The organism is Loktanella agnita, assembly GCF_046640325.1.
GTDB classification, from domain to species: domain Bacteria; phylum Pseudomonadota; class Alphaproteobacteria; order Rhodobacterales; family Rhodobacteraceae; genus Yoonia; species Yoonia agnita.
The window spans coordinates 130,087-152,520 of sequence record NZ_JBJMBF010000008.1; the positions used below are offsets into that span (position 1 = coordinate 130,087).

At 59.6% G+C, this 22,434-nt stretch carries 24 protein-coding genes; 18 read left to right on the top strand and 6 right to left on the bottom strand.

All coding sequences use genetic code 11. The features are described from left to right. The first annotated feature begins 146 nt into the window (after positions 1-146). The 7 genes from ACJ5NV_RS11060 (at position 147) to ACJ5NV_RS11090 (ending at position 6,459) form a co-directional block, all read left to right on the top strand. A complete protein-coding gene (locus ACJ5NV_RS11060; protein ID WP_411643741.1) occupies positions 147-914 on the top strand; it encodes an SDR family oxidoreductase in 768 nt (255 codons plus the stop codon). Continuing rightward, the gene (locus tag ACJ5NV_RS11065; RefSeq protein ID WP_411643742.1) at positions 911-1,414 is read left to right on the top strand and encodes a gluconokinase; all 504 of its coding nucleotides are present in this window, start codon (positions 911-913) and stop codon (positions 1,412-1,414) included. The genes ACJ5NV_RS11060 and ACJ5NV_RS11065 overlap by 4 nt, the downstream gene beginning before the upstream one ends. Next, a complete protein-coding gene (locus ACJ5NV_RS11070; RefSeq protein WP_411643743.1) occupies positions 1,411-2,295 on the top strand; it encodes an NAD(P)-dependent oxidoreductase in 885 nt (294 codons plus the stop codon). Before ACJ5NV_RS11065 ends, ACJ5NV_RS11070 begins: the two co-directional genes overlap by 4 nt. Positions 2,296-2,403: 108 nt before the next feature. Beyond that, complete coding sequence (locus ACJ5NV_RS11075) at positions 2,404-3,411, top strand: LacI family DNA-binding transcriptional regulator (RefSeq protein ID WP_411643744.1); 1,008 nt, start codon at positions 2,404-2,406, stop codon at positions 3,409-3,411. A gap of 283 nt (positions 3,412-3,694) precedes the next feature. After that, positions 3,695-4,177, top strand: a complete 483-nt coding sequence (locus ACJ5NV_RS11080) for a TRAP transporter small permease (RefSeq protein WP_411643745.1) — start codon at positions 3,695-3,697, stop codon at positions 4,175-4,177. Beyond that, complete coding sequence (locus ACJ5NV_RS11085; RefSeq protein WP_411643746.1) at positions 4,177-5,457, top strand: TRAP transporter large permease subunit; 1,281 nt, start codon at positions 4,177-4,179, stop codon at positions 5,455-5,457. Before ACJ5NV_RS11080 ends, ACJ5NV_RS11085 begins: the two co-directional genes overlap by 1 nt. A 24-nt stretch (positions 5,458-5,481) precedes the next feature. Continuing rightward, entirely contained in the window at positions 5,482-6,459 is a 978-nt protein-coding gene (locus ACJ5NV_RS11090) for a TRAP transporter substrate-binding protein (RefSeq protein WP_411643747.1), read from the top strand. 204 nt (positions 6,460-6,663) lie between these two features. On the opposite strand, the gene ACJ5NV_RS11095 is transcribed toward ACJ5NV_RS11090, so the two are convergent. Continuing rightward, positions 6,664-7,566: a LysR substrate-binding domain-containing protein gene (locus ACJ5NV_RS11095; RefSeq protein WP_411643748.1), complete on the bottom strand. Its 903-nt coding sequence runs from the start codon at positions 7,564-7,566 to the stop codon at positions 6,664-6,666. 230 nt (positions 7,567-7,796) lie between these two features. On the opposite strand from ACJ5NV_RS11095, the gene ACJ5NV_RS11100 reads away from it, so the two are divergent. From ACJ5NV_RS11100 to ACJ5NV_RS11110, 3 genes are read left to right on the top strand one after another with little or no spacing between them, the layout of a single operon-like run. Next, the gene (locus ACJ5NV_RS11100; protein ID WP_411643749.1) at positions 7,797-8,786 is read left to right on the top strand and encodes a TRAP transporter substrate-binding protein; all 990 of its coding nucleotides are present in this window, start codon (positions 7,797-7,799) and stop codon (positions 8,784-8,786) included. After that, positions 8,779-9,384, top strand: a complete 606-nt coding sequence (locus tag ACJ5NV_RS11105; protein WP_411643750.1) for a TRAP transporter small permease subunit — start codon at positions 8,779-8,781, stop codon at positions 9,382-9,384. Before ACJ5NV_RS11100 ends, ACJ5NV_RS11105 begins: the two co-directional genes overlap by 8 nt. Before the next feature lie 37 nt (positions 9,385-9,421). Beyond that, positions 9,422-10,726 (top strand): TRAP transporter large permease, encoded by a 1,305-nt coding sequence (locus ACJ5NV_RS11110; RefSeq protein WP_411643751.1) that lies wholly within the window; start codon positions 9,422-9,424, stop codon positions 10,724-10,726. 115 nt (positions 10,727-10,841) lie between these two features. Here the strand turns inward: ACJ5NV_RS11110 and ACJ5NV_RS11115 are convergent, their stop codons facing one another. Beyond that, positions 10,842-11,516: a 4-carboxy-4-hydroxy-2-oxoadipate aldolase/oxaloacetate decarboxylase gene (locus ACJ5NV_RS11115; RefSeq protein ID WP_411643752.1), complete on the bottom strand. Its 675-nt coding sequence runs from the start codon at positions 11,514-11,516 to the stop codon at positions 10,842-10,844. A 222-nt stretch (positions 11,517-11,738) separates the two neighbouring features. Between ACJ5NV_RS11115 and ACJ5NV_RS11120 the strand changes: the two genes are divergently transcribed. The 8 genes from ACJ5NV_RS11120 to ACJ5NV_RS11155 all read left to right on the top strand — a co-directional run bounded on the left by ACJ5NV_RS11120 (position 11,739) and on the right by ACJ5NV_RS11155 (position 18,448). Further along, positions 11,739-12,173: an acetyl-CoA carboxylase biotin carboxyl carrier protein gene (locus tag ACJ5NV_RS11120; RefSeq protein ID WP_411643753.1), complete on the top strand. Its 435-nt coding sequence runs from the start codon at positions 11,739-11,741 to the stop codon at positions 12,171-12,173. Further along, positions 12,170-13,543, top strand: a complete 1,374-nt coding sequence (accC, locus tag ACJ5NV_RS11125) for an acetyl-CoA carboxylase biotin carboxylase subunit (protein WP_411643754.1) — start codon at positions 12,170-12,172, stop codon at positions 13,541-13,543. The genes ACJ5NV_RS11120 and accC overlap by 4 nt, the downstream gene beginning before the upstream one ends. Then, positions 13,536-14,189: a 5-oxoprolinase subunit PxpB gene (pxpB, locus tag ACJ5NV_RS11130; protein ID WP_411643755.1), complete on the top strand. Its 654-nt coding sequence runs from the start codon at positions 13,536-13,538 to the stop codon at positions 14,187-14,189. Before accC ends, pxpB begins: the two co-directional genes overlap by 8 nt. Next, entirely contained in the window at positions 14,186-15,154 is a 969-nt protein-coding gene (locus ACJ5NV_RS11135) for a 5-oxoprolinase subunit C family protein (RefSeq protein ID WP_411643756.1), read from the top strand. The genes pxpB and ACJ5NV_RS11135 overlap by 4 nt, the downstream gene beginning before the upstream one ends. A 1-nt stretch (position 15,155) precedes the next feature. Next, positions 15,156-15,551, top strand: a complete 396-nt coding sequence (locus ACJ5NV_RS11140) for an acetyl-CoA carboxylase biotin carboxyl carrier protein (protein WP_411643757.1) — start codon at positions 15,156-15,158, stop codon at positions 15,549-15,551. Next, positions 15,548-16,318, top strand: coding sequence for a LamB/YcsF family protein (locus ACJ5NV_RS11145; RefSeq protein WP_411643758.1), 771 nt, complete (start codon positions 15,548-15,550; stop codon positions 16,316-16,318). The genes ACJ5NV_RS11140 and ACJ5NV_RS11145 overlap by 4 nt, the downstream gene beginning before the upstream one ends. Before the next feature lie 61 nt (positions 16,319-16,379). Next, complete coding sequence (locus tag ACJ5NV_RS11150) at positions 16,380-17,156, top strand: SDR family oxidoreductase (protein WP_411643759.1); 777 nt, start codon at positions 16,380-16,382, stop codon at positions 17,154-17,156. An 83-nt stretch (positions 17,157-17,239) separates the two neighbouring features. Further along, on the top strand, positions 17,240-18,448 hold the full coding sequence (locus ACJ5NV_RS11155; RefSeq protein ID WP_411643760.1) for an aspartate transaminase: 1,209 nt from the start codon (positions 17,240-17,242) through the stop codon (positions 18,446-18,448). Between the two features lie 155 nt (positions 18,449-18,603). Here the strand turns inward: ACJ5NV_RS11155 and ACJ5NV_RS11160 are convergent, their stop codons facing one another. From ACJ5NV_RS11160 to ACJ5NV_RS11175, 4 genes are read right to left on the bottom strand one after another with little or no spacing between them, the layout of a single operon-like run. Continuing rightward, positions 18,604-19,578: an ABC transporter ATP-binding protein gene (locus ACJ5NV_RS11160; protein ID WP_411643761.1), complete on the bottom strand. Its 975-nt coding sequence runs from the start codon at positions 19,576-19,578 to the stop codon at positions 18,604-18,606. Next, on the bottom strand, positions 19,575-20,567 hold the full coding sequence (locus tag ACJ5NV_RS11165; protein WP_411643762.1) for an ABC transporter ATP-binding protein: 993 nt from the start codon (positions 20,565-20,567) through the stop codon (positions 19,575-19,577). Before ACJ5NV_RS11165 ends, ACJ5NV_RS11160 begins: the two co-directional genes overlap by 4 nt. 1 nt (position 20,568) lies before the next feature. Further along, positions 20,569-21,444: an ABC transporter permease gene (locus tag ACJ5NV_RS11170; RefSeq protein WP_411643763.1), complete on the bottom strand. Its 876-nt coding sequence runs from the start codon at positions 21,442-21,444 to the stop codon at positions 20,569-20,571. Further along, a complete protein-coding gene (locus ACJ5NV_RS11175) occupies positions 21,437-22,357 on the bottom strand; it encodes an ABC transporter permease (protein ID WP_411643764.1) in 921 nt (306 codons plus the stop codon). The genes ACJ5NV_RS11170 and ACJ5NV_RS11175 overlap by 8 nt, the downstream gene beginning before the upstream one ends. Positions 22,358-22,434 lie beyond the last annotated feature (77 nt).

The window sequence follows — 22,434 nt, forward strand, 5'->3', positions numbered from 1 at the left end:
GGTAATTTGTTATCGATAACATATGTGAACACCTTGGGGCCGTCCAGCCGTATCTTGCAAATTCACCTCTTGCATTGACATGTTTTGTTATCGATAACATAAGGCGGGAAATCTTTTGAAATTCCACCAACCGAGGAGCCCGCGTTATGAGCCTGAATTTATTTGATCTTACAGGAAAACGTGCCCTGATAACCGGATCGTCTCAAGGCATCGGCTTTGCGCTGGCGCGTGGTCTGGCTGCTGCGGGGGCGTTGGTGATCATCAACGGACGCGACGAAGCCAAGGCGCAGGCGGCGGCGAAAACCCTCACCGATGAAGGCGCCGACGTTGAGGTTTTGTGCTTTGATGCGACCGACCACGCGGGCGTCCGTGCCGCCGTCGATGGGTTCGAAGAGGCGAGGGGCCCGATCGATATTCTTGTGAACAACGCAGGCATGCAGCACCGCATGCCGTTGGAAGATTTCCCCGCGGACGCGTTCGAGCGTTTGTTGCAGACCAACGTCGCCTCTGTCTTCCACGTGGGCCAAGCCTGCGCGCGCCACATGATCGGGCGCGGCAAAGGCAAGATTGTCAACATCGCCAGCGTCCAGACCGCCTTGGCCCGTCCGGGCATTGCGCCCTACACGGCCACCAAGGGCGCGGTTGCGAACCTGACGAAAGGGATGGCGACAGATTGGGCGCAGCATGGGTTGCAGTGTAACGCACTGGCGCCGGGTTATTTCGATACGCCTTTGAACGAGGCATTGGTCAATGATCCGGACTTCTCGGCATGGCTGGCCAATCGCACCCCTGCGGGACGCTGGGGCAATGTCGAAGAGCTGGTCGGGACCTGTATTTTCCTCAGCTCGGATGCGTCGTCCTTCGTGAACGGCACGACGATCTTTGTAGATGGCGGCATCACCGCGTCGCTATGATGGATTGCTTTGTGGTCATGGGCGTGTCGGGCTGTGGAAAATCATCTATCGGCGCGGCGTTTGCGGCGCAAACGGGTGCGCGCTTTGTGGATGCCGATGATCTGCATCCGCAAAGCAACATCGACAAGATGGCCGCAGGCATCCCGCTGACAGATGAAGATCGCAAGCCGTGGCTTGAGATTGTCGGGCGCAGCTTTGCGCAATCTGACGGGCCTTTGGTCATTGCTTGTTCCGCGCTTAAACGCAGCTACCGCGACATCATTCGCAAAACGGCGGCGGCTCCGGTTGCGCATTTGCATCTGGACGGGGCGCAGGCTGTTATCGCGCGGCGCATGGCCTCGCGGCAGGACCACTTTATGCCAACGACTTTGCTGGACAGCCAGTTCGCTACGCTGGAACCGCTTGGCGCGGACGAGGTCGGCACACGCGTTGATATCGATCAGGCCCCAGAGGCGATTGTGGCCGAACTGATCGCACATTTTAGGGAGGAGACGATATGACGCAGAAGGTTGCATTGATTGGCGCGGGCGCAATGGGCGGGGCGATTGGTCAGCGGCTGGCGAAGACGGGAAACCAGTTGATGGTGTTCGATCTTGACGCTGGAAAAGTCGCCGAACTGGTAGGGCACGGCGCGATTGCGGCCAGTTCTGCCGCCGAGGCCGCAGCGGCGAGCGATTATGTCATCACCAGCCTGAACGCCCCGCGGATTGTCGATCTGGCGGTGTTCGGTGAGGGCGGCGTGGCCGAAGGCGCAAAGCCTGGCACGTTGATCATTGATATGTCGTCTATCGATCCCGAGGCGACGAAAGATCTGGCCGCGCGCGCGGCTGAAAAGGATCTGCGCTGGGTCGACAGCCCGCTTTCCGGTGGCGCGCCCAAGGCCCTGATCGGCGAGTTGACCTTGATGGCAGGCGGTACAGCCGAAGATGTCGCCGATGCCCATAACGTCTTGCAGCACGTCGCCACCAACTACACCCATATGGGGTCGGTCGGCGCGGGCCAGACGACCAAACTGATCAATCAGGTTCTATGCGGTTTGAATTTCCTTGCCGTGGCCGAAGCCACGCAACTGGCGCTGGATGCCGGTGTGGATGCTGCGAAGATCCCAACGGCGCTGAAGGGCGGACGTGCTGACAGCGCGATCTTGCAGGAATACATGCCGCGCTATGTCGAAAAGGATTACCGCCGCACGGGTCGCATCGACAACATGGTGAAGGATTTGAACGGCGCGCAGGATCTAGCACGGCGCACCGATACGGCCATGCCAATGACAGCGATCTGCGCCGAGGTTCACCGCCTGCTCACCGCCGCAGGCTTGGGCGGTGAGGATCAGGCCGCGTTGATGGAGTATTTTGCGGGCCCCGCGGCGCTGCCGGAATAGCCGCCCGATGTGGCCTGTCCGGTCACGCGCGGGACATTGGTTAATGTGCAGTTGCGCGTGCCGGTTTAAATCTGCAACAGTGATAACGATCACAACTAAGGACGAAGAATGAAGCGCGGCCCCACGATGAAAGACGTTGCTCGGGCAGCGGGAGTTTCTGTTATGACCGTCAGTCGCGCCTTCAAGGAAGACGCGTCTGTCGGCAAGGATACGCGGGAAAATATCCAGCGCACGGCCGAGAAACTGGGCTACGTCTTCGATTCAACCGCCGCCAACCTGCGCACCCAGCGCAGCGACTTTATCGCCGTGACCATTCCATCCCTTAACAATGCGAACTTTGCGGCCACCGTTGTGGCGTTGACCAACAAGCTGAGCCAAGAGGGCTATCAGGTGCTGCTGGGCCACTCCAACTACGACATGGAACGCGAAGAGCAGTTGATCGCGCAATTTCTGCGCCGCCGCCCCGAGGCGATTATCGTCACAGGCGGACGCCACACCGACCGCGCCCGCGCGATGTTGTCGGGGGCAGGGGTTCCGGTGATTGAAACATGGGACAACCCGCCAGACCCGATCGGTCATGTGGTCGGCTTTTCCAACGCCGATACCATGCAATTGCTGGTCGATCATCTTGTCGCGCAAGGGCGCAAACGCATTGCCTTTATGGGCGGTGATTCCGAAAGCGACAGTCGGGGCCAAGACCGCCGCAGCGGGTTCCTTGCGGCAATGCAGGGTCACAGACTGCAGGCCAACCGCTTGGTTGGATCGGGCGCTCCGCAGGATCCCATGGGCAAGGGCGTCGTCGCTATGGGCACATTGCTGGAACAGTTTCCCGACACAGACGCGGTGATTTGCGTGTCGGATCTGGTGGGCTTCGGTGCCTTGTCGGAATGTCAGCGGCGCGGCATCAAAGTGCCCGATCAGATCGCGCTTGCAGGGTTCGGGGCCTACGACATCTCGGAGGTCTGCGTGCCCGCGATGACAACGATTGACCCCAAACCGCTAGAGATCGGCGAAGGCACCGCAGATTTGGTGCTTGAGTTGCTGAAGTCGCCAGACACCGCGCGCAACCGGATGATCACGCCCGTCTTGAAGCCGGCTCAATCCACATTGTCCTAAAGGCTGCCGCTCGCGGCAGACCTAAGACGAGCCGTTTGGGCGGGTCCGGCCGCGCGAAGCAATCTGCTTTCCCCAACGTCATAAACGGCCTGTCAGAACGCCGTAAATTTGGGCGTCAAAAAGCGGCAAAAAGTGTTGCCACTCGAAACCTTAATTGTTATCGATAACATTATTCGAGTTGCCGCATGCGGAGGATGTCGTCCGGTGCTTGGAGAACAGACAGGGTAGGGGGCGTGCACCATCGCCACACTGTCCGCACCGTGACTGGCTTTGGGAGGAGCGCATGAAGGGACTTGCTGAAAAACTGTGGAATTCCATCGAGGCCATTGTCGCGCTTTTGATGGTGGTCATGATCGGGCTGGTCTTTACCAATGTGGTCCTGCGCTATGGGTTCTCGTCGAGTCTGCGCCCGTCCGTTGAACTGTCGCGTATGGGGCTGGTCTGGGTCGTGATGCTGGGGGCCGTGGTGGTTTTGCGCCGCGAAGAACACCTTGCAGTCACTGAAATTTCCGACGCTCTGTTTCCCCGCGCCGTGCCTATACTGCGCCGAATCGGCTACATGGTAATCCTGTTCGCGGTTGGCATGCTGTTCTGGGGCGCGTTCCGGCAGATGATGTCGAACTGGAACAACATCTCGCAGCTGACAGGCCTGCCGTCGGGACTGTTCTACCTCGCAGGGGTGATTTCCGGAGCCTTGATGGCCTTTGTCGCCGCCGTGCGGATCATCAACGCCGATGCGTTTCATCCCGACAATAAGGATTCCTGATGACCCTCGCTATTTTTCTGGGTGTATTGCTGATCGCAATCATGTTGCGCCTGCCGGTGGCCTTTGCCCTGTTGCTGTCGTCGATTGCCTTGATGCTTTATATGGACAGCTTCAGTGTTGATATTCTGGCGCAATCGTTGATCAACGGCGTGAACAGTTTCCCCCTGTTGGCGATCCCGTTCTTTCTGATCGCGGGCGAGGTCATGTCGGTGGGCGGCTTGTCGAGCCGTATCGTCCGCATGGCGACCACCTTTGTCGGGCACCGCAAAGGCGGGCTGGGCTATGTCGCGATTTTCACATCTGTCTTGTTGGCCGGTCTGTCAGGATCTGCTGTGGCCGATGCTGCGGCTTTGGTCAGTATTCTTTACCCGATGATGAAACAGGCAAACTACCCCGAAGGCCGTTCCATGGGGCTGTTGGCGTCTGGCGGCATTATTGCGCCGGTCATTCCGCCGTCATTGCCCTTGATCCTGGTCGGCGTCGCGGGCGGCATTTCGATCAAAGACCTGTTCTTGGGCGGCATCGTTCCCGGCCTTTTGATGGGGATTACCCTGATCGTTGTCTGGTCCATGCTGATCCGAAACGAAGACCTGCCGGTGGCCCCGAAGGCGAGTGCCGTCGCCAAAATCTCGGCGCTGCGCGAAGGGTTCTGGGCGCTGATGCTGCCGGTCATTATCATTGGGGGTATCCGCTTTGGCGTGTTCACCCCTACCGAGGCCGCCGTCGTGGCGGCTGTGTATGCGCTGCTCGTTTCAACCTTCATTTACCGTGAACTGACATGGGCCAAACTCTACGCCGTGTTGACGAACGCGGGGCGCGCCACGGCGATGGTCATGTTCCTTGTGGGCTGCGCCATGGTGGCCGCATGGCTTATCACCATTGCCCAACTGCCACAGCAACTGGCCGGACTGCTGGAACCGCTGATCGACAGCCCGCGCACCTTGATGCTGGTCATCATGCTGCTGGTGCTGGCTGTGGGCATGGTCATGGATCTGGCGCCGACGGTTCTGATCCTCGTGCCGCTACTGATGCCTGTGGTGAAACTGGCCGGCATTGATCCGGTCTATTTCGGCCTGATGTTTGTAATCAACTGTTCCATCGGTCTGATCACGCCGCCCGTCGGCAATGTTTTGAACGTCGTTTGTGGCGTTGGCCGCGTGCCAATGTCCAAGGCTGTGCGAGGGGTGTTCCCCTTCATACTGGCCTATCTGGTGCTCTTGGGGCTCTTCATCGCCTTCCCGGACATCATCATCGTCCCAATGAACATCATCATTGGCTAATCACTAAACTGGAGGAGAAACCGAATGAAATCTTACATGAAACCAATGGCACTTGCGGGTGCGATGATCCTTGGCGCGACCTTTGCCTCGGCTGAGACAACGCTGAAACTGGCACATGCCGCGCCGGAATCCGATCTGCAGCAGACCATGTCCCTGTTCTTCAAAGAACAGGTCGAGGCCCGCACAGACGGCAATGTTACGGTAAACCTGTTTCCCTCGGGCCAGTTGGGCAACGACGCGCAGATGATCGACGGCGCGCGCTCGGGCATCATCGACATCGCTATGGTCGGCCTGAACAACTACTCCGGCCTGATGCCGGAATCCGCCGCCTTCACCCTGCCGTTCATGTTCCCGACACGCGAAGCGGCCTATCAGGTTCTTGATGGTCCTGTGGGGCAGGGCGTTTTGGACCAGATGGGCGAATTCGGCCTCAAAGGTCTCGGTTTTCCTGAAAACGGCTACCGCAACATGACCAACAACCGTGGCCCGATCCGTGTGCCTGCGGATGTCGAAGGTCTGCAAATGCGGGTGAACAACTCCATCGCGCTGAACAACATGTTCGCAGCCCTTGGCGCCAACCCGCAGCAGATCCCCGTGGCCGAGCTGTACACCGCGCTGGAAACAGGAGTGGTCGACGCGCAGGATCACCCGATCGGCGTCACCCTGTCGTTCAAGTTCTACGAAGTGCAGGACTACCTGAGCATCACCCAGCACGCCTACGCGCCTCTGGCGCTGGCGATGAACAGCGACACATTCGAAGGCCTGAGCGAAGACGAACAGGCGATCATCCTCGAAGTTGCTGCCGAAGCTGTCGCCATGCAGCGTGAGCTGAGCATCGAAAAAGAAGACGAGATGATCGCAGCGCTTGAAGCCGACGGCATGACCGTCAACCGCGATGTCGACGGCGCGGCCTTTCAAGAAGCGGTAAAGCCTGTCTGGGAAGCTTTCATCGAAGCAAACGGCGACGAACTTGTGAACGCGATCCTCGAAGCGTCCAAGTAATACCGTCAAATCCTTGAAGGGCCCCGACCAGATGGTTAGGGGTCCTTTTCCTTTGAATGGCTCCATTCTGGGACCACCGCGCGTTTCTTAATTCGGCGGTACAGGCCCAAGTCCGCCCACACCAATCATCTCAGGTTTGCGCGAAGGGAAACTATGTCGTCTTAGGAAACGGCGCTGCAAAGCGATGTGCAGCAAAGCCCCGGTTCACTGTGTCATTTGCCGGGACAGGTCGATCAGGCATTTTTGCACCGCCAGAGTCGCCTCGCTCAGCGGGAGCTGCGCGGACCAGCAGACAGCCATATTGCTGCGCATGTTGGGTTGCCGGATCGGGGAAATCTTCGCCTCTGGCACGCGTCGCTGCACAGCTTTTGCCGCCGATAGCGGCAAAATCGTGTCGGCCAAACCTTCACTCAATGCGCTGGATAGGACCGAAATGGATTCAGTCTGGGCAACGATATGGGCCGTTGTTCCTGTGCGCGCCAATGATGTGTCGATGACTTGCCGCAACGTGTGAATCTTGCTCGGTAAGATCAAGCGACGGGCGACTGCGTCAGCAAACACAATTGCGTCGGTTTGGTCGAAGTCTTCCGATGTGGTGACAAGGTGCAACTCTTCTGTCGAAATCTTCTCGAATGCGAGGCTAGGGATTGCACCGGGATAGAAGATGAGCGCGACGTCCATTTTGCCGGTCATGATCAGCTCGCTCATCGCGCCGCCACCAACGTTTTCGTTAATATAAAGCATGATCCCCGGATAATCCGCGCGCAACTTTTCGATCAACTGTGCAGCAAGCAAGGACCCAAGCCCTAGCGGGGCAAGTCCGACACGCACAGTCCCGCGGATGTCCTCGGAGGCGGTCTGAATATCCAGTTCGACCTCTTCCATCTGACGCAGGATCATCTGGGCATGACGATACAGCACCTTGCCGGCTTCGGTCGGCACTACGCCGCGTTTTGACCGCACCAGCAGCGGCTTGCCGTAGTGCGATTCAAGCCCTGCAACCTGCTGGCTCAGCGCAGGTTGAGCAATGTGCAAGATGGCAGAGGCGCGGGTGATGCTTCCGATGTCGATAATCTTGACGAAGGAATGTAGCTTTCGAATGTCCATCCGGCTTTATTAAACCCTCTATAGAGGATAAGCCACGCCCCAAATCCAAACTGAACCCAACGTAGTGGATGTCGGCTGAAGCATAGGATTCTGCGATCACGTCAGAACGAACCTGTGTTTCCGCAAATTCGGCAATCACCCTAGCATGTCAGACGCAAGCACAAGAAATAACGGGTCTCACTGATAGCCGGCCTTCGGCGCCTAGGGGCCAACCACATCGGGAGAATAGCATGTCTGTCTTTAAAGCGTTCATTCTGGGAACGGCTACAGCCGTGGCCTCTGTCGGGGCTGTTGCCGCTGAAACTAATCTGCGTCTGTCAGACGTTCTGCCTGAAGGGAACTTCATGGTCGAAAACGCCCGCACCTTTGCGGATGCCGTCGCCGAGGCGACGGACGACGAAGTGACCATCACTGTGAGCGCCGCAGGGTCGCTGGGTTTCAAAGGCCCTGATCAGCTGGGTGCAGTCCGTGACGGTCTGGTCGATATGGCAGACATCAACATCAGCCAGCAGGTTGGCAGCAACCCGCTTTTCGGTGCCGAAGGCGTCCCGTTCCTCGTAAACTCTATGGACGATCTGAAGGCCTACCACGCTTTCCTGCGCCCCGAGATCGAGGCTCTGTTCGAGCAGCACAACCAGAAACTGCTCTATATGGTGCCATCCCCCGCGCAGTATGTGTACTTGAACGAAATGGTCGACAGCATTGACGACTTCGAAGGCATTCCGGTGCGCGGTGCAGACAAGAACACCGTCGACATCATCAGCAGCATCGGCATGGACGGCGTTGTGATGCCATGGGGTGAATTGCTGCCGGCTCTGGCGTCTGGCCGTGTCGAAGGTGTTGCAACCTCTGCAACATCCGGTGTTGACGGTCGGTTCTGGGAATTCCTCGATTACATTTACGCGACGAACCACACATGGGGTTCCAACGCCGTGACGATCAACATGGATGTCTGGAACAGCATCTCTGAAGAGGATCGCGCCGCGATCGAAGAGGTTGCCGCCGATCTGGAGCCTGATTTCTGGGAGGTCTCCCGCGCCGCAGATGTGGCAAGTGTGACCACAATGGAAGCCGAGGGCATGACCCTCGTGCCCCTGTCCGACGAGCTGATGGCAGAGATCGGCGAACGCGCGACAGCCGTGCAGGACGAGTTCTTTGAACGCGTGCCAGCCGCCTTGCCGATTGCCGAGGCTTATCTTCAGTCCCGCGCCAATGACTAAGGTGCAGGACACCACGCAGGACACAGCGACGGCCCACGGGCCGTCGTTTCGCGGACCGGTTGCGGCCTTTCAACGGGCCGCCGACGTCGTTTCGTTGCTCGGGGCATGGATCGCGGGCCTATGCATCGTGGCGCTGACGCTTCTTGTTCTGACCGACATTCTGCTCGCCTTCTTCAGCGGCTTCTTTCATTTCGTGCCCTCGGGCACGGGTGTGGGTTGGGAATACAGTGCCTACCTGATGGGGGCGGCTTTTCTACTCGGGGCGGGGATGACCCTGCGGGCCGGTTTGCAGTTGCGGGTTGAACTTGTGATGTCGTCGCAGCGTCGCATTCTGGTGCGCGTGCTCGAAATCTTCTCGGCCTCGCTGGGATCGGCAGTCAGTGTTGCTATGGCCGTCTGGCTGTTCAACTTTACCCTGCGGACCTATGGCTATGGCGAGGTGTCGCAAGAAAGCTTTACGCCTTTGTGGATACCGCAAGCCGTCTTGACGCTGGGCGCGGCCGTTCTTGCCTTCCAGATGGTGGCGCGCCTTGTCAGCGCTTTGGCCGGACACACTCTTGATAATCCAACGCTTGGTGCTGCCAGCGCCATCGAATAATGCGCCTCAACCGGCCAAAACAATAAGGACACCTTTCATGGGAGCGATCGTTTCCAGCCTGTTCGGGCTGCTTTTCGGAACTCTGGCGGCTGGCGCTTGGATCGGCATTGCACTGCTGACAACGGCTATCGGTCTGACGGTGATGTTCACGCATATCCCGATCGACAAGCTGTTCCCGCAATATGTCTTCAATATCCTGACCACGCCTGATCTGGTCGCTTTGCCGCTGTTCATCCTGATGGGTGAATTCCTGTTCCGCACCAAGATTTCGCAAGCGTTGTTCACCGGACTTGCCCCTTGGGCGGGTCTGCTTCCGGGTCGTTTGCTGCACGTCAACATCGTCGGCTGTTCGATCTTTGCGGCGATTTCAGGGTCTTCGGCGGCGACCACGCAGGTGGTTGGACGTATGACGTTAAAGGAATTGCTGTCGCGTGGCTACTCGCCCGAGCTTGCGATTGGCGGTCTTGCCGGGGCAGGCACGTTGGGCTTTCTGATCCCGCCCTCGACCGTGATGATCATGTATGGTGTGTTGGCCAATGAGTCCGTGCTGCGCCTGTTCACCGCAGGGTTCCTGCCCGGTTTGCTGCTGGCCGCCAGCTTTGGCACCTACATCATGATCCGCAGCGCGATGAAGCCTGACCTGATCCCAGAAAGCGAACGGGCCCTGCGCCATATGCCCCTGCGCGAACGGTTTGCGGCCCTGCGCGATCTGGCACCGGCGTTGTTCCTGATCCTGTGTGTTCTGGGGTCGATGTATGGTGGTCTTGCCACCCCGTCAGAGGCCGCGGCCCTTGGTGTGCTTGGGGCGTTTCTGGTCTCTTTGCATCAGCGGTGTCTGTCGCTGAAAGTTTTGCGCGATGTGGTGCTGGGCGCGGTGCAGACCTGTTCGGTGATGGGGATCATCATTCTGGGCGCGTCGGTTCTGGGCAATGTCACGACAACCCTTGGCATCCCTGCTGCTGTCGCCGATTTTGTGACCTCTCTGGACCTTGCGCCAATTGTGCTGATCCTTGCGTTGATCGGCCTGTATCTTGTGCTTGGCACAGCATTGGAAGGCTTTTCCATGATCGCAACGACGTTGCCCGTGGTCCTACCATTGGTCGAGGCGGCGGGCTTTGACAAAGTCTGGTTCGGTATCTTCATGGTGCTGGTCGTTGAAATGGCGCAGATCACACCGCCTGTGGCATTCAACTTTGCGGTGATCCAAAACATTACCGGACGCAGCACCGGCTATATCGCACGGGTGACGTTCCCGTTCCTGCTGATCATGATCATGTTTGTGATCCTGCTCGCCGTCTTCCCGCAGATCGTGACTATCATGCCTGACCTGTTGTTGGGTTAGGGGAGGTGGGCAACCCCCTTCCACCGCAAGACGTTAAGAAGCCCGAACCGGATGGACCGGTTCGGGCTTCTTTTATTGCGTATCCGCCCCACGCGAAACGTGGGGCGTTTGTCTTTTACAGGTCGGTGGTCAGGCCTTTGGCTTTCAGCACAGGCTCCAGCCCGCAAAGGTCGATGACCGTGCGACCGGCTTTGTATTTCGCAATCAGGTCCGTCTCGATATCTTCGCGCTCTTGCGACAGGCGCGCCACCTCGGCGGCGTCCTCTTTGCGCACAACAACCAGGCCGTCCGCATCGCCGCACAGCACATCGCCGGGGTGGATCACTTCGCCGCCGATCACGATATCAACGCCGGTCTGTCCCAGCGTTTCCTTGACCGTGCCCTTAATGCAAACGCTCAGCGAGAACACGGGCAGCCCCAGTTCGATCAGCATTTCAGTGTCGCGCACGCCTGTGTCCACGATCACACCGGCGATCCCCTTGGCGACGCAGGCATTGCCCAGCACGTCACCGAAACATCCGGCATCCTCATATTCGCCTGCGGACATGATGATAACGTCACCCTCTTGGGCATATTCAATGGCCAACTGCAACATCAGGTTGTCGCGCGGGGCGCCCAGAACTGTAAAGGCGGGGCCGCACAATTTCATGCTCCGGTCGATCGGTTTCAGGCGGGGGCTAAGCGCACCCAGACGCCCTTGGGCTTCGTGCACGGTCGCGCTGCCGAATTTGGCGAGGGCGGCGACGTCTTCAGGCTTGGCCCGTTCGAACTTGGTGATGATATTAGGCAATTTCTCTATGCTCCTTTGGCATCTCTGGCAGGGCCGAGGCCCGGATGCGCGCAGGATAACAAGGTGGTCAGACGGCGGATAACATCGGTTGGGTCTGACATGATTGCAGATTGATATGCACCTGAGGGCGGGTCATTTGAAACCGCTCTGACATCATTAATGCGGACCGATGCTAACCTCGACCCAACACAGTCGATCTCAGCAAAAGGAACCGGTTCGCAGATGTCGATAACAGTCGAATCCCTGATGTCCTGCATGGAGTGGGCGGCGCGTAACGCGTTGACGGAATACACTTATGTCGAAAACGGGCACCGCATCACATTGCAGCGTGGCACGGCCGCCGTGCAGGGCGCTGTCGCCGCGATTGATGCGGTTGCGCCGATTGCGCCAGCTGCCGCCAAACCGACCGAAGCGACAGATTTTTCGACGATTACAGCCCCTCTTTCCGGTCTTTGCCATCTGGCGGAATCGCCCGATGCCGCACCCTTCGTTTCTGTGGGGGTGCAGGTCACCAAAGGTCAGACAGTCTGCGTGATCGAGGCGATGAAGGTCGTGACCGCCATCGTCGCCGATCAGGACGGTACAGTGACTGAAATCTGTGTCGAAGACGGCGCCTCGGTCGAGGCTGATGCAATACTTGTTAAGGTGCGCACATGAGCGATCAACACCCTGTACAAACTGTTTTTATCGCCAACCGTGGTGAAATCGCACTGCGGATCATTCGCGCCAGTCGCAGGTTGGGCTTGCGCGTGGTCTGCGGTTTTTCCGAAGCGGATCGTGGCGCGCCCTATCTGGATCTGGCGGATGACGCGATCTGCATTGGCCCTGCGGCGGCAGCGAAAAGCTATCTCAATATCCCTGCGGTCATTCAGGCCGCACAGCTGTTAGGCGCCGATCTTGTGCATCCCGGGTACGGGTTCCTGTCCGAAAATGCCGCCTTCGCAGAGGCCGTGGCCAATGCGGGCATGGTTTTGATCGGACCGAACGCCGACGTCATGCGCCGCATGGGCGACAAGGTAGAAGCCAAGGCGGCCATGATCGCCGCCGGTGTGCCCTGTGTGCCTGGCCCTGACAGCACCCTTCCCAAAGACCCCGAGGCCGTCAAAGCTATCGCCGAAGATATCGGGTATCCCGTGATCCTGAAGGCCGCCGGTGGCGGTGGCGGGCGCGGTATGCGGATTGTGCGCGCCCCAGAGGATCTGGCTGAGGCCAGTATGCTGACCGCGCAAGAGGCCGCGCGCTTCTTCGGCAACCCCGACATTTATATGGAAAAGTTCCTGCAAAAACCGCGCCATGTGGAAATCCAGATTATCGCCGACGCCCATGGGCAGGCGATCTGGCTGGGGGATCGTGATTGCTCGATGCAGCGGCGGCACCAGAAGCTGATCGAAGAGGCTCCGGCTCCAAGCATCGATCGTGCGCTGATCGCTGAAGTCGGTGAACGCTGTGCCGCATCTTGCCGCGAAATCGGCTATGTGGGCGCAGGCACGTTCGAGTTTCTGTATGAGGACGGCCAGTTTTATTTCATCGAAATGAACACCCGTATTCAGGTGGAACATCCTGTGACCGAACTGGTGACAGGGCTGGATATTGTCGCCCTTCAGATCGATATGGCACGTGGTGCGAAACTGCCCGTGACGCAGGACCAGATCACCACCACCGGCCATGCGATTGAATGCCGGATCAACGCCGAAGACCCTGACACTTTCGCCCCCAGCCCCGGACGTGTGACAGCACTTCATATGCCTGGCGGTCCGGGCGTGCGCGTCGATACGCATATGGTCGCGGGCGCCGAAGTCTCTGCGCATTACGATTCCATGATTGCCAAGGTCATCACCTATGGCGCAACCCGTGACGAGGCTTTAGCACGGGCACAAACCGCGCTGGCGGAACTGCGGATCGAGGGCGTGAAATCCAACGCGCCGTTGCACAGCGCCTTGCTGGACGATCCGGGCTTTGTCGCAGGTGGCATTTCCATTCACCACTTCGAACAATGGCTTTCCAAAAAGGAGGCTGCAGATGCCTGAAGCAGGTCTTTTCCCCATCGGCAGCCGGTCTTTCATCTATCAGGCCGATTGCCCCTTCGATCTGGATAACCAGCGGCGCTTCTGGGCGTTGGCCGAGGCCGCAAACCAACGCGATGACGTGGCCGAAGCCGTGCCCGGCATGACAAATCTGACCTTGCGGTTCGACCGTGTGCCAACCGATCTCGACGATTTAACGCGCCAGCTGGACGCCCTGTGGGCGGAAGGCCGTCAAAAGGACCTGACCGGCAAAATCCTTGAGATTGATATTGTCTATGGCGGGGCAGGCGGGCCGCATCTGCATGAGGTCTGCGAGCTGACGGGCCTGAGTGTGGACGAAGTCGTTCGCCTGCACACAGCCCCCGATTACACCGTTTTCGCCGTCGGCAGCCATGCCGGATATTGCTACCTTGGCGGCCTTGATCCACGGCTCGAAACCCCGCGCCGCAAGGTGCCTTTGCAAAGCCTGCCCGGCGGATCGCTGTCGGTTGCGGGGCTGCAGACGGGGATATCGGCCTCGGCGGGGCCAAGCGGATGGAACACCGTGGCCTGCGCGGATGTCAGCTTTTTCGACCCCTTCAAAGAGCCAGCGGCCCTGCTGGAACCGGGTGATGCCATCCGGTTTGTCCCGACGGAGGTGATCGCATGATCGAGGTTGTGTCGATACCGCCGCTGGCGACGGTGCAGGATCTGGGTCGTGTTGGCCATTGGCGGCAGGGTCTTGGCCGTGCCGGTGCGATGGACCCGCTGGCGTTGCGAGTGGCAAACTTGCTGCTTGGGAACATTGAAGGCGCCGCCGCGCTTGAAATCCCGCTAACGCCTGCAGGTTTTGTCTTTGCACAAGATACGGTGTTTTCACTGGCCGGCGCGGCCTGCGGTGCGACGCTGGACGGCGTGGCGCTGCCGCGCTGTTGGGCGGGGTCGGCCAAGGCCGGACAAGACTTGTCCCTTGGTGCCATGCGGGACGGATCGCGGGTCTATCTTGGCCTGCCCGGCGGCATTGATGTGCCCGAGATGTTGGGATCGCGCAGCACGCAGTTGCGCGAAGGCTTCGGCGGATACCAAGGCCGCGTGCTTGCGGCAGGTGATACCCTGTCAGGCGCTGCGCCATGCGCGCGCATGGCCTCGATCAGCTACGCATTGCCTGCGCTGCGCGAAGAAGGGGCCGCAGATATCACGCTGCGGGTTCTGCCCTCAAGCGAAACAGGTGAGTTTTCCGAGGCGTCGATCAAGGCCTTCTTTGACCAGCCTTACACGGTCACACCGGCCAGCAACCGTCAGGGGTTCCGGCTTGAGGGGCCAGAGTTGCAGCGCAAAGAGACGGGCGAATTACGCTCGCACGGGATTGCGCCGGGCATCGTTCAGGTTCCCGGCGGCGGCCAGCCTATTATTCAGCTTGCTGATTCCGCGACCATGGGCGGCTATCCCAAGATCGCCTGTGTGATCGAGCCGGACCTGTGGCGCATCGCGCAGGCGCGGCCGGGCGATACTTTGCGGTTTGTCCGCGTGGATATGAAACAGGCCCGCGACGCCGAAACTGCAGAAATCGCGATGCTGGACGAGGCGCGCCGCGCCATCGCCCAATCCCGCCACCTTCAACAAACGTGGAGTTGAGATGTTTAGCGACACAGATAGATCGCGCCTGATCGAGGCGATGCGCCGCACAGGCACAACGCGGCTCGACGTGGAATGTGGCGCGGATGTTATGACACTTGGCGTAGCACTCGCTGCGCAATCCGTGACCGCCGCACCTGTCCAAAAGGCCGCTTCGATCATTGTCAAAAGTCCGGCGTTAGGTCGCTTTGCGGCCTGCGGTGCAGATGACGGGCTGGCTGCTGTGTCGGAGGGTGACCACATCAGCGCGGGCCAAGTGCTGGGCTACGTCGAACTCGACGGTGCCCGTGTTCAGGTATCCGCGCCCAAGGGCGGCGTTTTGATCGGGGGCGGGCCGCAGCAGGGCCAGATTGTCGGTTATGGCGACCCGCTGTTCAAACTGGAGGCGGACGCATGAAAATCGATATCAATTCCGACATGGGCGAGGGGTTCGGCCCCTATACGCTAGCCGATGACGAGGCGCTAATGGCGCAGATCTCTTCGGCCAATGTGGCCTGCGGGTATCACGCAGGCGATCCGCTTATCATGGATCGCACTGTCGGCTTGGCCAAGGATCACGGTGTTGATCTTGGCGCCCATGTCAGCTTTCCGGACCGCATGGGATTTGGCCGTCGCAAGATGGACATTCCGCTGCCCGAACTGGAAGCCCATGTGCTGTATCAGATCGGCGCGCTGGCGGCCTTTGCCAGCCGCGCAGGCCATCGCATCACCCATATGAACCCCCACGGCGCACTGGGAAATCTGGCAAGCGCCGACCCCGCCATTGCCGAGGCCGTGGCCAAAGCGACGATGGCGTTTGACCCCGAGATTGCGTTCCTCGTGCTGCCTGGCAGTGCGCTGGAAACCGCAGCGCTGGAGCGTGGCGGCAAGGTGGTACGGTTGTTTCTGGCAGACCGCGGATATCTGCCCAACGGCCAACTGGCCCCGCGCGGCGAGCCGGGTGCCGTGATCAAGGACGAAGCCGAAGTCGTCGCGCGGGTTATGGGCGTGCTGCGCGACCAGAAACTGACCTGCGTTACAGGCGAGGTTATCGCGATGCCGGTGCAATCGGTTCTGGTGCATTCGGACACGCCCGGTGCTGTGGCGCTGGCACAGCGCCTCCGCCACGACATTACAGCAAACGGCGGGCACATCACTCCGCTGACTGCGCAACACACTTCTTAACAAGAACAATGGTCCCGGCACGTCCGTCGGGCTGGAACGACAAAAGGACAGGAACAAAAGAATGCCTTTCTCAGACTACAAAACAGCCCTCGTAACCGGTGCCTCTGGCGGTATGGGGCGCGGCATTGCCGAACGCCTTGCGCAAAAGGGCCTGACGGTTCACGCCTTCGCCCGCAGCGCTGAAAAGCTGGATGAGCTGGCCGCGCAATATGACAACATCGTGCCGCATGCCGTTGACGTGACCGATCTGGACGCCGTCACCAAAGAGCTGGAAACGCTTGAGATCGACGTTCTGGTAAACTGCGCTGGCGTATCCCGTCCGGGCAGCCTGTTGCAGTCAAACGCCTTTGACATCGATGAACAGATCGACGTGAACCTGCGCGCCTGTCTGCATCTGGCACGCCTGTTGTTGCCCGGCATGATGGAACGCGACAACGGCCACATCCTCAACATCACGTCGATGGCGGCGCACTACGAATTTGGTGGCCACATCGCCTATCACGCGACCAAAGCGGCGATGCACACCGTATCGCGCCAGCTGCGCGTCGATGCCTTTGGCCGCCGCGTCCGCGTGACTGAAATCAGCCCCGGTCGGGTCGAAACCGATATCTTCGCACATGTCGAAAAGATTAGCCCCGAAGAGGCCAAGGCGAAATACTTCGAAGGCTTCGAGATGCCACAGGTGTCCGACATTGCCGATGCCGTGGATTACGCCATCGGCACGCCGAAATACGTCAACATCGGCATGATCGAACTGCTGCCGATCCTGCAGGTGCCAGGCGGTCTGCGCACGGCCAAGCGCGTCGGAGACGACGTCATTCTGACCGGAAACAAATAAGCGCCTGCGCGCGCTTGGCCCTGTCCGCATCGGCGGGCGGGGCCACCTAAAACACTAATACTGACGTCTCAGGAGAGATAACCGTGACAACCCAGAAACTAGCCAACCGCGTAACCTCGATCCGCGTGTCCCCGAGCGTCGCCGCCGCACAGAAGGTGCGCGACCTCAAGGCGCAGGGCCGCGAGATCCTGAACCTGACCGTGGGCGAGCCTGATTTCGACACCCCCGAGGATATCAAACAGGCCGGCATCCAAGCGATCACCGAAGGTGATACCAAATATACCGCCGTCAACGGCACCGAAGAGCTGCGCAAGGGCGTCCAGCACGACTTTTCCACCCGTCTGGGGATCGACTGCGGGCTTGACCAGATTTGCGTGGGCGGCGGCGCCAAGCAGATCCTGTTTGTCGCGATGATGGCCACGGTCGAAGAAGACACCGAAGTCATCGTGCCTGCGCCCTATTGGGTCTCCTACCCCGATATGGTCATCGCCAATGGCGGCACACCCGTGATTGTCGAGTGCGGCGAAGATGTAGGCTTCAAACTGACACCAGAAGCGCTTGAGGCCGCGATCACGCCCAAAACCCGCTGGGTAATCCTGAACTCTCCGTCCAATCCGACGGGCACGGCCTATAACGGCGACGAATTGCGCGCCTTGGCCGCGGTGGTGAAACGCCACCCCCATGTGCTGGTGATGTGCGACGAAATCTATGACCGGATCTGGTACGCAAACTTCAAAACCGAAAGCATTCTGGGCGTCGCTCCAGACCTGGCCGAACAGGCGCTTGTGGTGAACGGCGTGTCCAAATCCTATGCGATGACAGGCTGGCGGATCGGCTATGCGGTCGGGCCGAAGTTCCTGATCGACGCGATCAACAAGCTGCAATCGCAGATGTCGTCCTGCCCGTCGTCCATCAGTCAGGCCGCCGCTGCCGCCGCGCTGTTGGGGCCGCAAAAGGCTGTTGGCAAAACGGTCGAGGTCTATAAAGAGCGCCGCGACCGCGCCTATGCGTTGATCAACGAGATTGACGGCCTCAGCTGCACGTTGCCCGATGGCGCGTTCTACCTCTACCCCAGCTGCGCGGGCGTCATTGGCAAAACCACACCAGAGGGTGACACAATCGAGAACGACCTCGATTTCGTTCTCTATCTGCTGGAACAGGCTGGCGTGGCCTCCGTCCACGGGGGCGCCTATGGGCTAGAGCCGTATTTCCGTATCTCCACCGCAACTTCGATGGAGGTGATCGAGGCCGCTTGTGCGAAAATCGCCGAGGCGGTCGCGAACCTGTCGTAAACTCTCCCCCTACGACATCAACCTGAGGCGTCCGAAATTGCTTTGCAGTTTTGGGCGCTTTTTTGTGCGCGCATTGCGTGGTCAGACATTGGAAGAGACAAAAAAAAGGCGGGCCTGACAGGCCCGCCTTCTGATGTTCTATGTGCAAAGCCCTGTCAGCTATACAGGTGGCACCCGACACAGCGGCCGTCTGGTTGCACCGCCAGCTTGGGCGCTTCGGTCTGGCAAATCTCACCGATCTTGCGGTGGCAGCGCGGGTGGAAGGTACAGCCGTCGGGGGGCGACATGGGCGAGGGCACTTCGCCGCCCAGGATGATCTCGTCCCGTCGTGTGCCAGGTGTGCTGGGCAGGGCCGCAGACAAAAGCGCCTCTGTATAGGGGTGGTTCGGGGTGTCGAACACGGCGTCGGTGTCGCCCATCTCAACGATTGATCCCAGATACATCACCGCGACCCGATCTGCGAGGTATCGCGTTGTCGCCAGATCATGCGCCACCAGCAGAAAGCTGACGCCGTATTCGGCCTGCATGTCTTTCAACAGGTTGATGATCTGCGAGCGGATCGACACATCCAACCCCGACACAGGTTCATCCAGCACCACCAGATCAGGGCGCGACACCATCGCGCTGGCGATGGCGATCCGCTGACGTTGGCCACCAGAAAACTCGTGCGGATATTTGCGCGCGTGGGCAGGGCCCATGCCGACCGCATCAAGCGCTTCGTGCACGCGGCGGTCCACCTCTCCGGCGGTCAGCTTTTCGTTCACGATCAGCGGTTCGGCAACGAAATCGCGGATACGGACCCGCGGGTTGATCGAGGACCAGGGATCCTGAAACACCGCCTGCACCTTCGAGCGGTAGTGGCGCAATCCGCCTGCCGACAGTGTGCTGATATCATCGCCGTTGAACCGGACGGCGCCGTTTGTCGGGTCTTGCAGGCGCAACAACAGGCGTGTGGTCGTGGTTTTGCCGCACCCGGATTCCCCGACCAACGCAAGGGTCTCGCCCTTGGCGATCTGGAAATTCAGGTTGTCGACAGCCCGCACGGTGCGGGTTTCGGTGGTGAACATACCGGCGCTGACGGCGTAGTGCTTTGACAGGTCGCGCGCCTCAAGAATGGGTGTATCGGTCATGCGGGCACGGCTCTCCAGCAGCTTGTTGTGTGATCGCCGACGGAATCTGCGGCGACGGTGGGCGGCGCTTCTGCGCGGCATTTGTCATCGGCATAGGCGCAACGCGGGGCGAAAGGGCAGCCGGTGATCTTGTCGGTCGGGGCAGGGGGCTGACCGGGAATGGTGGTCAGACGTCCTTGATGGCCGTGCAAACTGGGCACGGCAGCAATCAGCGCTTCGGTATAGGGGTGCGCCGGATTGGCAAAGATTTTCGCCACCGGACCGGATTCAACAATGCGGCCCGCATACATCACGATGACGTTGTGACACAGGTTCGCGACAATGCCGAAGTCATGGGTGATGAACAGGATCGCCATACCGGTGTCATCCTGCAACTGCTTAAGCAGCCGTAGGTATTGCGCCTGCACCGTCACATCCAACGAGGTCGTCGGCTCATCCGCGATGATGACCTTGGGGCGGCAGGAAATAGCGATGGCGCCGACAACACGTTGCCGCATTCCGCCGCTCATTTCGCCGGGATAATTGTCGACCCGATGTTCGGGTGCGGCAACCTTGACCCGTCGCAGCGCGTCGATGGTGCGTTCGCGCAGGGTCTTGCGGGGGGCGTCGCTGTGCAGCTTCAAGGCTTCGCCGATCTGGCTGCCAACGGTGAACGCCGGATTGAGCGAGGTTTGCGGGTCTTGCAGTATCATGGAGATATCCGCCCCGCGCACCTGACGCATTTCCTTTTCGTTCAGGGTCATCAGCTCGCGCCCGTCCAGTTTAACGCTGCCGCCGCGGATTTTCGCCGCATGCTTGGGCAGCAGCCGCATCAGCGACATGGCCGTCATCGATTTGCCAGAGCCGGATTCTCCGACAATGCCCAGCGTCTCTCCGGCCTGAACCGAAAAGCTGTGATCGTTAACCGGAAAGAAGCTTCCGGCCTTGGTGGTAAGCTCAACCTTTAGGTTCCTGACGTTTAGCAGGGGGCCTGTGTCTTGGGTGTTCATATCAAACCTGCTTTAGTCTTGGGTCGAGGATGTCACGAAGCCAGTCACCGATCATGTTGACCGAAAGCACGGTCAGCATGATGGCAAAGCCGGGGAAGAAGGCGATCCACCAGTCGGTGGCGATGAAGTCGCGCCCGTCAGAAACGAGCAGCCCCCAAGTCGGTGTCGGACGCGGGATACCAATGCCCAGAAAGCTGAGCGATGCGTCTAGCATGATCGCGATGCCGACCTGCAATGTAGCAAGCACCACGATGGTGTTGGTGACATTTGGCAGGATGTGGCGGAACAGGATACGGGCGTGCGATGACCCCGCAACGCGCGACCGTGCTACGAAATCCGCATCGCGCAGCAACAGCACCTCGGCCCGCACTTGCCGTGCGAAATAGGCCCAGAGTGCGAAACCGACCACGATCACCACGGACAAGAAGCTTGCACCGATGGCTGCGGCCAACGCCAGCGCCAGAAGCATCGCGGGCAGCGCTAGCGAAATATCGACCAGACGCATGACCAGCCCGTCAAACCAGCCGCGCACATATCCGGCGATCAGACCTAGTGTCGTGCCGATAACCACGCCGACCGCAATCCCGATCATCGAAACCGCGAGCACATACCATGCGCCATGCACGATCCGGCTGTAGATATCGCGGCCCAGACGGTCGGTGCCGAACGGGTAGTCCCATGTGCCCCCGAAGCCGACAGGCGGTTGCAAACGCCGATGCAAGTTGGGGATGTAGGGGTCGTGCAAGGCGATAAAATCGGCAAAGAAGGCCGGAATGATGAACACTGTCAGCAATACAATGATTGGCAGCAGTGGAAGCTCACGCAACTGCCGCCAGATGCTGGGGCCTGTGCGCGTTGGTGTTGTAACCTCAACCATGTCGGATCCTCGGGTTGACGACGACGTAGAGCAAGTCGACGAGAAGGTTGGAGAGCATATAAATAACGGCGTAGGCGATGATCACGGCCTGCACGACGGGGAAGTCGCGGCCACGGATCGCCTCGATCGCGACCCAGCCCATGCCGGGGTAGGAATAGACTGATTCAATGACGACCGAACCCGTCAGGATCGATGCGGCAAGGATGCCGAAGTAGGTCAGCGGCACTACAGCCGCATTGCGCAGCGCGTGCTTGAACACGACCGCCCATTCGGAGGCCCCTTTGACGCGGGCCAGTTTGATATATTCGGCGTCCAGCACCTCGAGCATGGCAGAGCGGGTCAACCGTGCCAGCGCTGAAATCTGGAACCACGCAATAGCAATCGCCGGAAGCACCAGATGTGCGAACGTCCCGATACCAGAGGTCGGCAACCAGCCGAGCCAGACTGAAAAAACCCAGATCAGCACGATGCCGAGCCAGAAGTTCGGCATGGATTGCCCCATCAGCGCAAAGCCCTGCGCGAATTTGTCGATCAGCGATCCTTTGTAGACTGCGGCGGCAATGCCCAACGGCAGGGCAATGACGAGCGTAATCAGGATCGACAGCCCGCCCAGCTTTAGGGTCGCGGGCATACGGTCCATCACAAAACCCATAGCGTTTTCACCGGGCCATTTGAGGGAGACCCCGAAATCGCCCTGAACGGCGTTGCCAAGGAATGTGACGTATTGTTTCCACAACGGCTGATCCAGACCCCATTCGCTGATGAATAGGTCGATCTGTTCCTGTGTGGCGTCATCCGGCAAAAGCGCATCCACCGGACTGCCCGAAAGCTGTGAAAGAGAGAAGACGATCATCGTAATGATCAAAAGTGCAAAGAGGCTCGAAGAGACCCTGAGCAGGACATAGCGCAGCATTATGTGTTTCCTTACGTGCAATCAGGACGGGGCCGGGAGGATCCGCCCCGTCCTGATGCGCCGACGAGAGTTACGTC

What these genes read in the sequence shown, in the direction of transcription:
- ACJ5NV_RS11060 (WP_411643741.1), top strand. Translation starts at nt 147, where the DNA reads ATGAGCCTGAATTTATTTGATCTTACAGGAAAACGTGCCCTGATAACC.
- ACJ5NV_RS11065 (WP_411643742.1), top strand. Translation starts at nt 911, where the DNA reads ATGATGGATTGCTTTGTGGTCATGGGCGTGTCGGGCTGTGGAAAATCA.
- ACJ5NV_RS11070 (WP_411643743.1), top strand. Translation starts at nt 1,411, where the DNA reads ATGACGCAGAAGGTTGCATTGATTGGCGCGGGCGCAATGGGCGGGGCG.
- ACJ5NV_RS11075 (WP_411643744.1), top strand. Translation starts at nt 2,404, where the DNA reads ATGAAGCGCGGCCCCACGATGAAAGACGTTGCTCGGGCAGCGGGAGTT.
- ACJ5NV_RS11080 (WP_411643745.1), top strand. Translation starts at nt 3,695, where the DNA reads ATGAAGGGACTTGCTGAAAAACTGTGGAATTCCATCGAGGCCATTGTC.
- ACJ5NV_RS11085 (WP_411643746.1), top strand. Translation starts at nt 4,177, where the DNA reads ATGACCCTCGCTATTTTTCTGGGTGTATTGCTGATCGCAATCATGTTG.
- ACJ5NV_RS11090 (WP_411643747.1), top strand. Translation starts at nt 5,482, where the DNA reads ATGAAATCTTACATGAAACCAATGGCACTTGCGGGTGCGATGATCCTT.
- ACJ5NV_RS11095 (WP_411643748.1), bottom strand. Translation starts at nt 7,566, where the DNA reads ATGGACATTCGAAAGCTACATTCCTTCGTCAAGATTATCGACATCGGA.
- ACJ5NV_RS11100 (WP_411643749.1), top strand. Translation starts at nt 7,797, where the DNA reads ATGTCTGTCTTTAAAGCGTTCATTCTGGGAACGGCTACAGCCGTGGCC.
- ACJ5NV_RS11105 (WP_411643750.1), top strand. Translation starts at nt 8,779, where the DNA reads ATGACTAAGGTGCAGGACACCACGCAGGACACAGCGACGGCCCACGGG.
- ACJ5NV_RS11110 (WP_411643751.1), top strand. Translation starts at nt 9,422, where the DNA reads ATGGGAGCGATCGTTTCCAGCCTGTTCGGGCTGCTTTTCGGAACTCTG.
- ACJ5NV_RS11120 (WP_411643753.1), top strand. Translation starts at nt 11,739, where the DNA reads ATGTCGATAACAGTCGAATCCCTGATGTCCTGCATGGAGTGGGCGGCG.
- accC (WP_411643754.1), top strand. Translation starts at nt 12,170, where the DNA reads ATGAGCGATCAACACCCTGTACAAACTGTTTTTATCGCCAACCGTGGT.
- pxpB (WP_411643755.1), top strand. Translation starts at nt 13,536, where the DNA reads ATGCCTGAAGCAGGTCTTTTCCCCATCGGCAGCCGGTCTTTCATCTAT.
- ACJ5NV_RS11135 (WP_411643756.1), top strand. Translation starts at nt 14,186, where the DNA reads ATGATCGAGGTTGTGTCGATACCGCCGCTGGCGACGGTGCAGGATCTG.
- ACJ5NV_RS11140 (WP_411643757.1), top strand. Translation starts at nt 15,156, where the DNA reads ATGTTTAGCGACACAGATAGATCGCGCCTGATCGAGGCGATGCGCCGC.
- ACJ5NV_RS11145 (WP_411643758.1), top strand. Translation starts at nt 15,548, where the DNA reads ATGAAAATCGATATCAATTCCGACATGGGCGAGGGGTTCGGCCCCTAT.
- ACJ5NV_RS11150 (WP_411643759.1), top strand. Translation starts at nt 16,380, where the DNA reads ATGCCTTTCTCAGACTACAAAACAGCCCTCGTAACCGGTGCCTCTGGC.
- ACJ5NV_RS11160 (WP_411643761.1), bottom strand. Translation starts at nt 19,578, where the DNA reads ATGACCGATACACCCATTCTTGAGGCGCGCGACCTGTCAAAGCACTAC.
- ACJ5NV_RS11165 (WP_411643762.1), bottom strand. Translation starts at nt 20,567, where the DNA reads ATGAACACCCAAGACACAGGCCCCCTGCTAAACGTCAGGAACCTAAAG.
- ACJ5NV_RS11170 (WP_411643763.1), bottom strand. Translation starts at nt 21,444, where the DNA reads ATGGTTGAGGTTACAACACCAACGCGCACAGGCCCCAGCATCTGGCGG.
- ACJ5NV_RS11175 (WP_411643764.1), bottom strand. Translation starts at nt 22,357, where the DNA reads ATGCTGCGCTATGTCCTGCTCAGGGTCTCTTCGAGCCTCTTTGCACTT.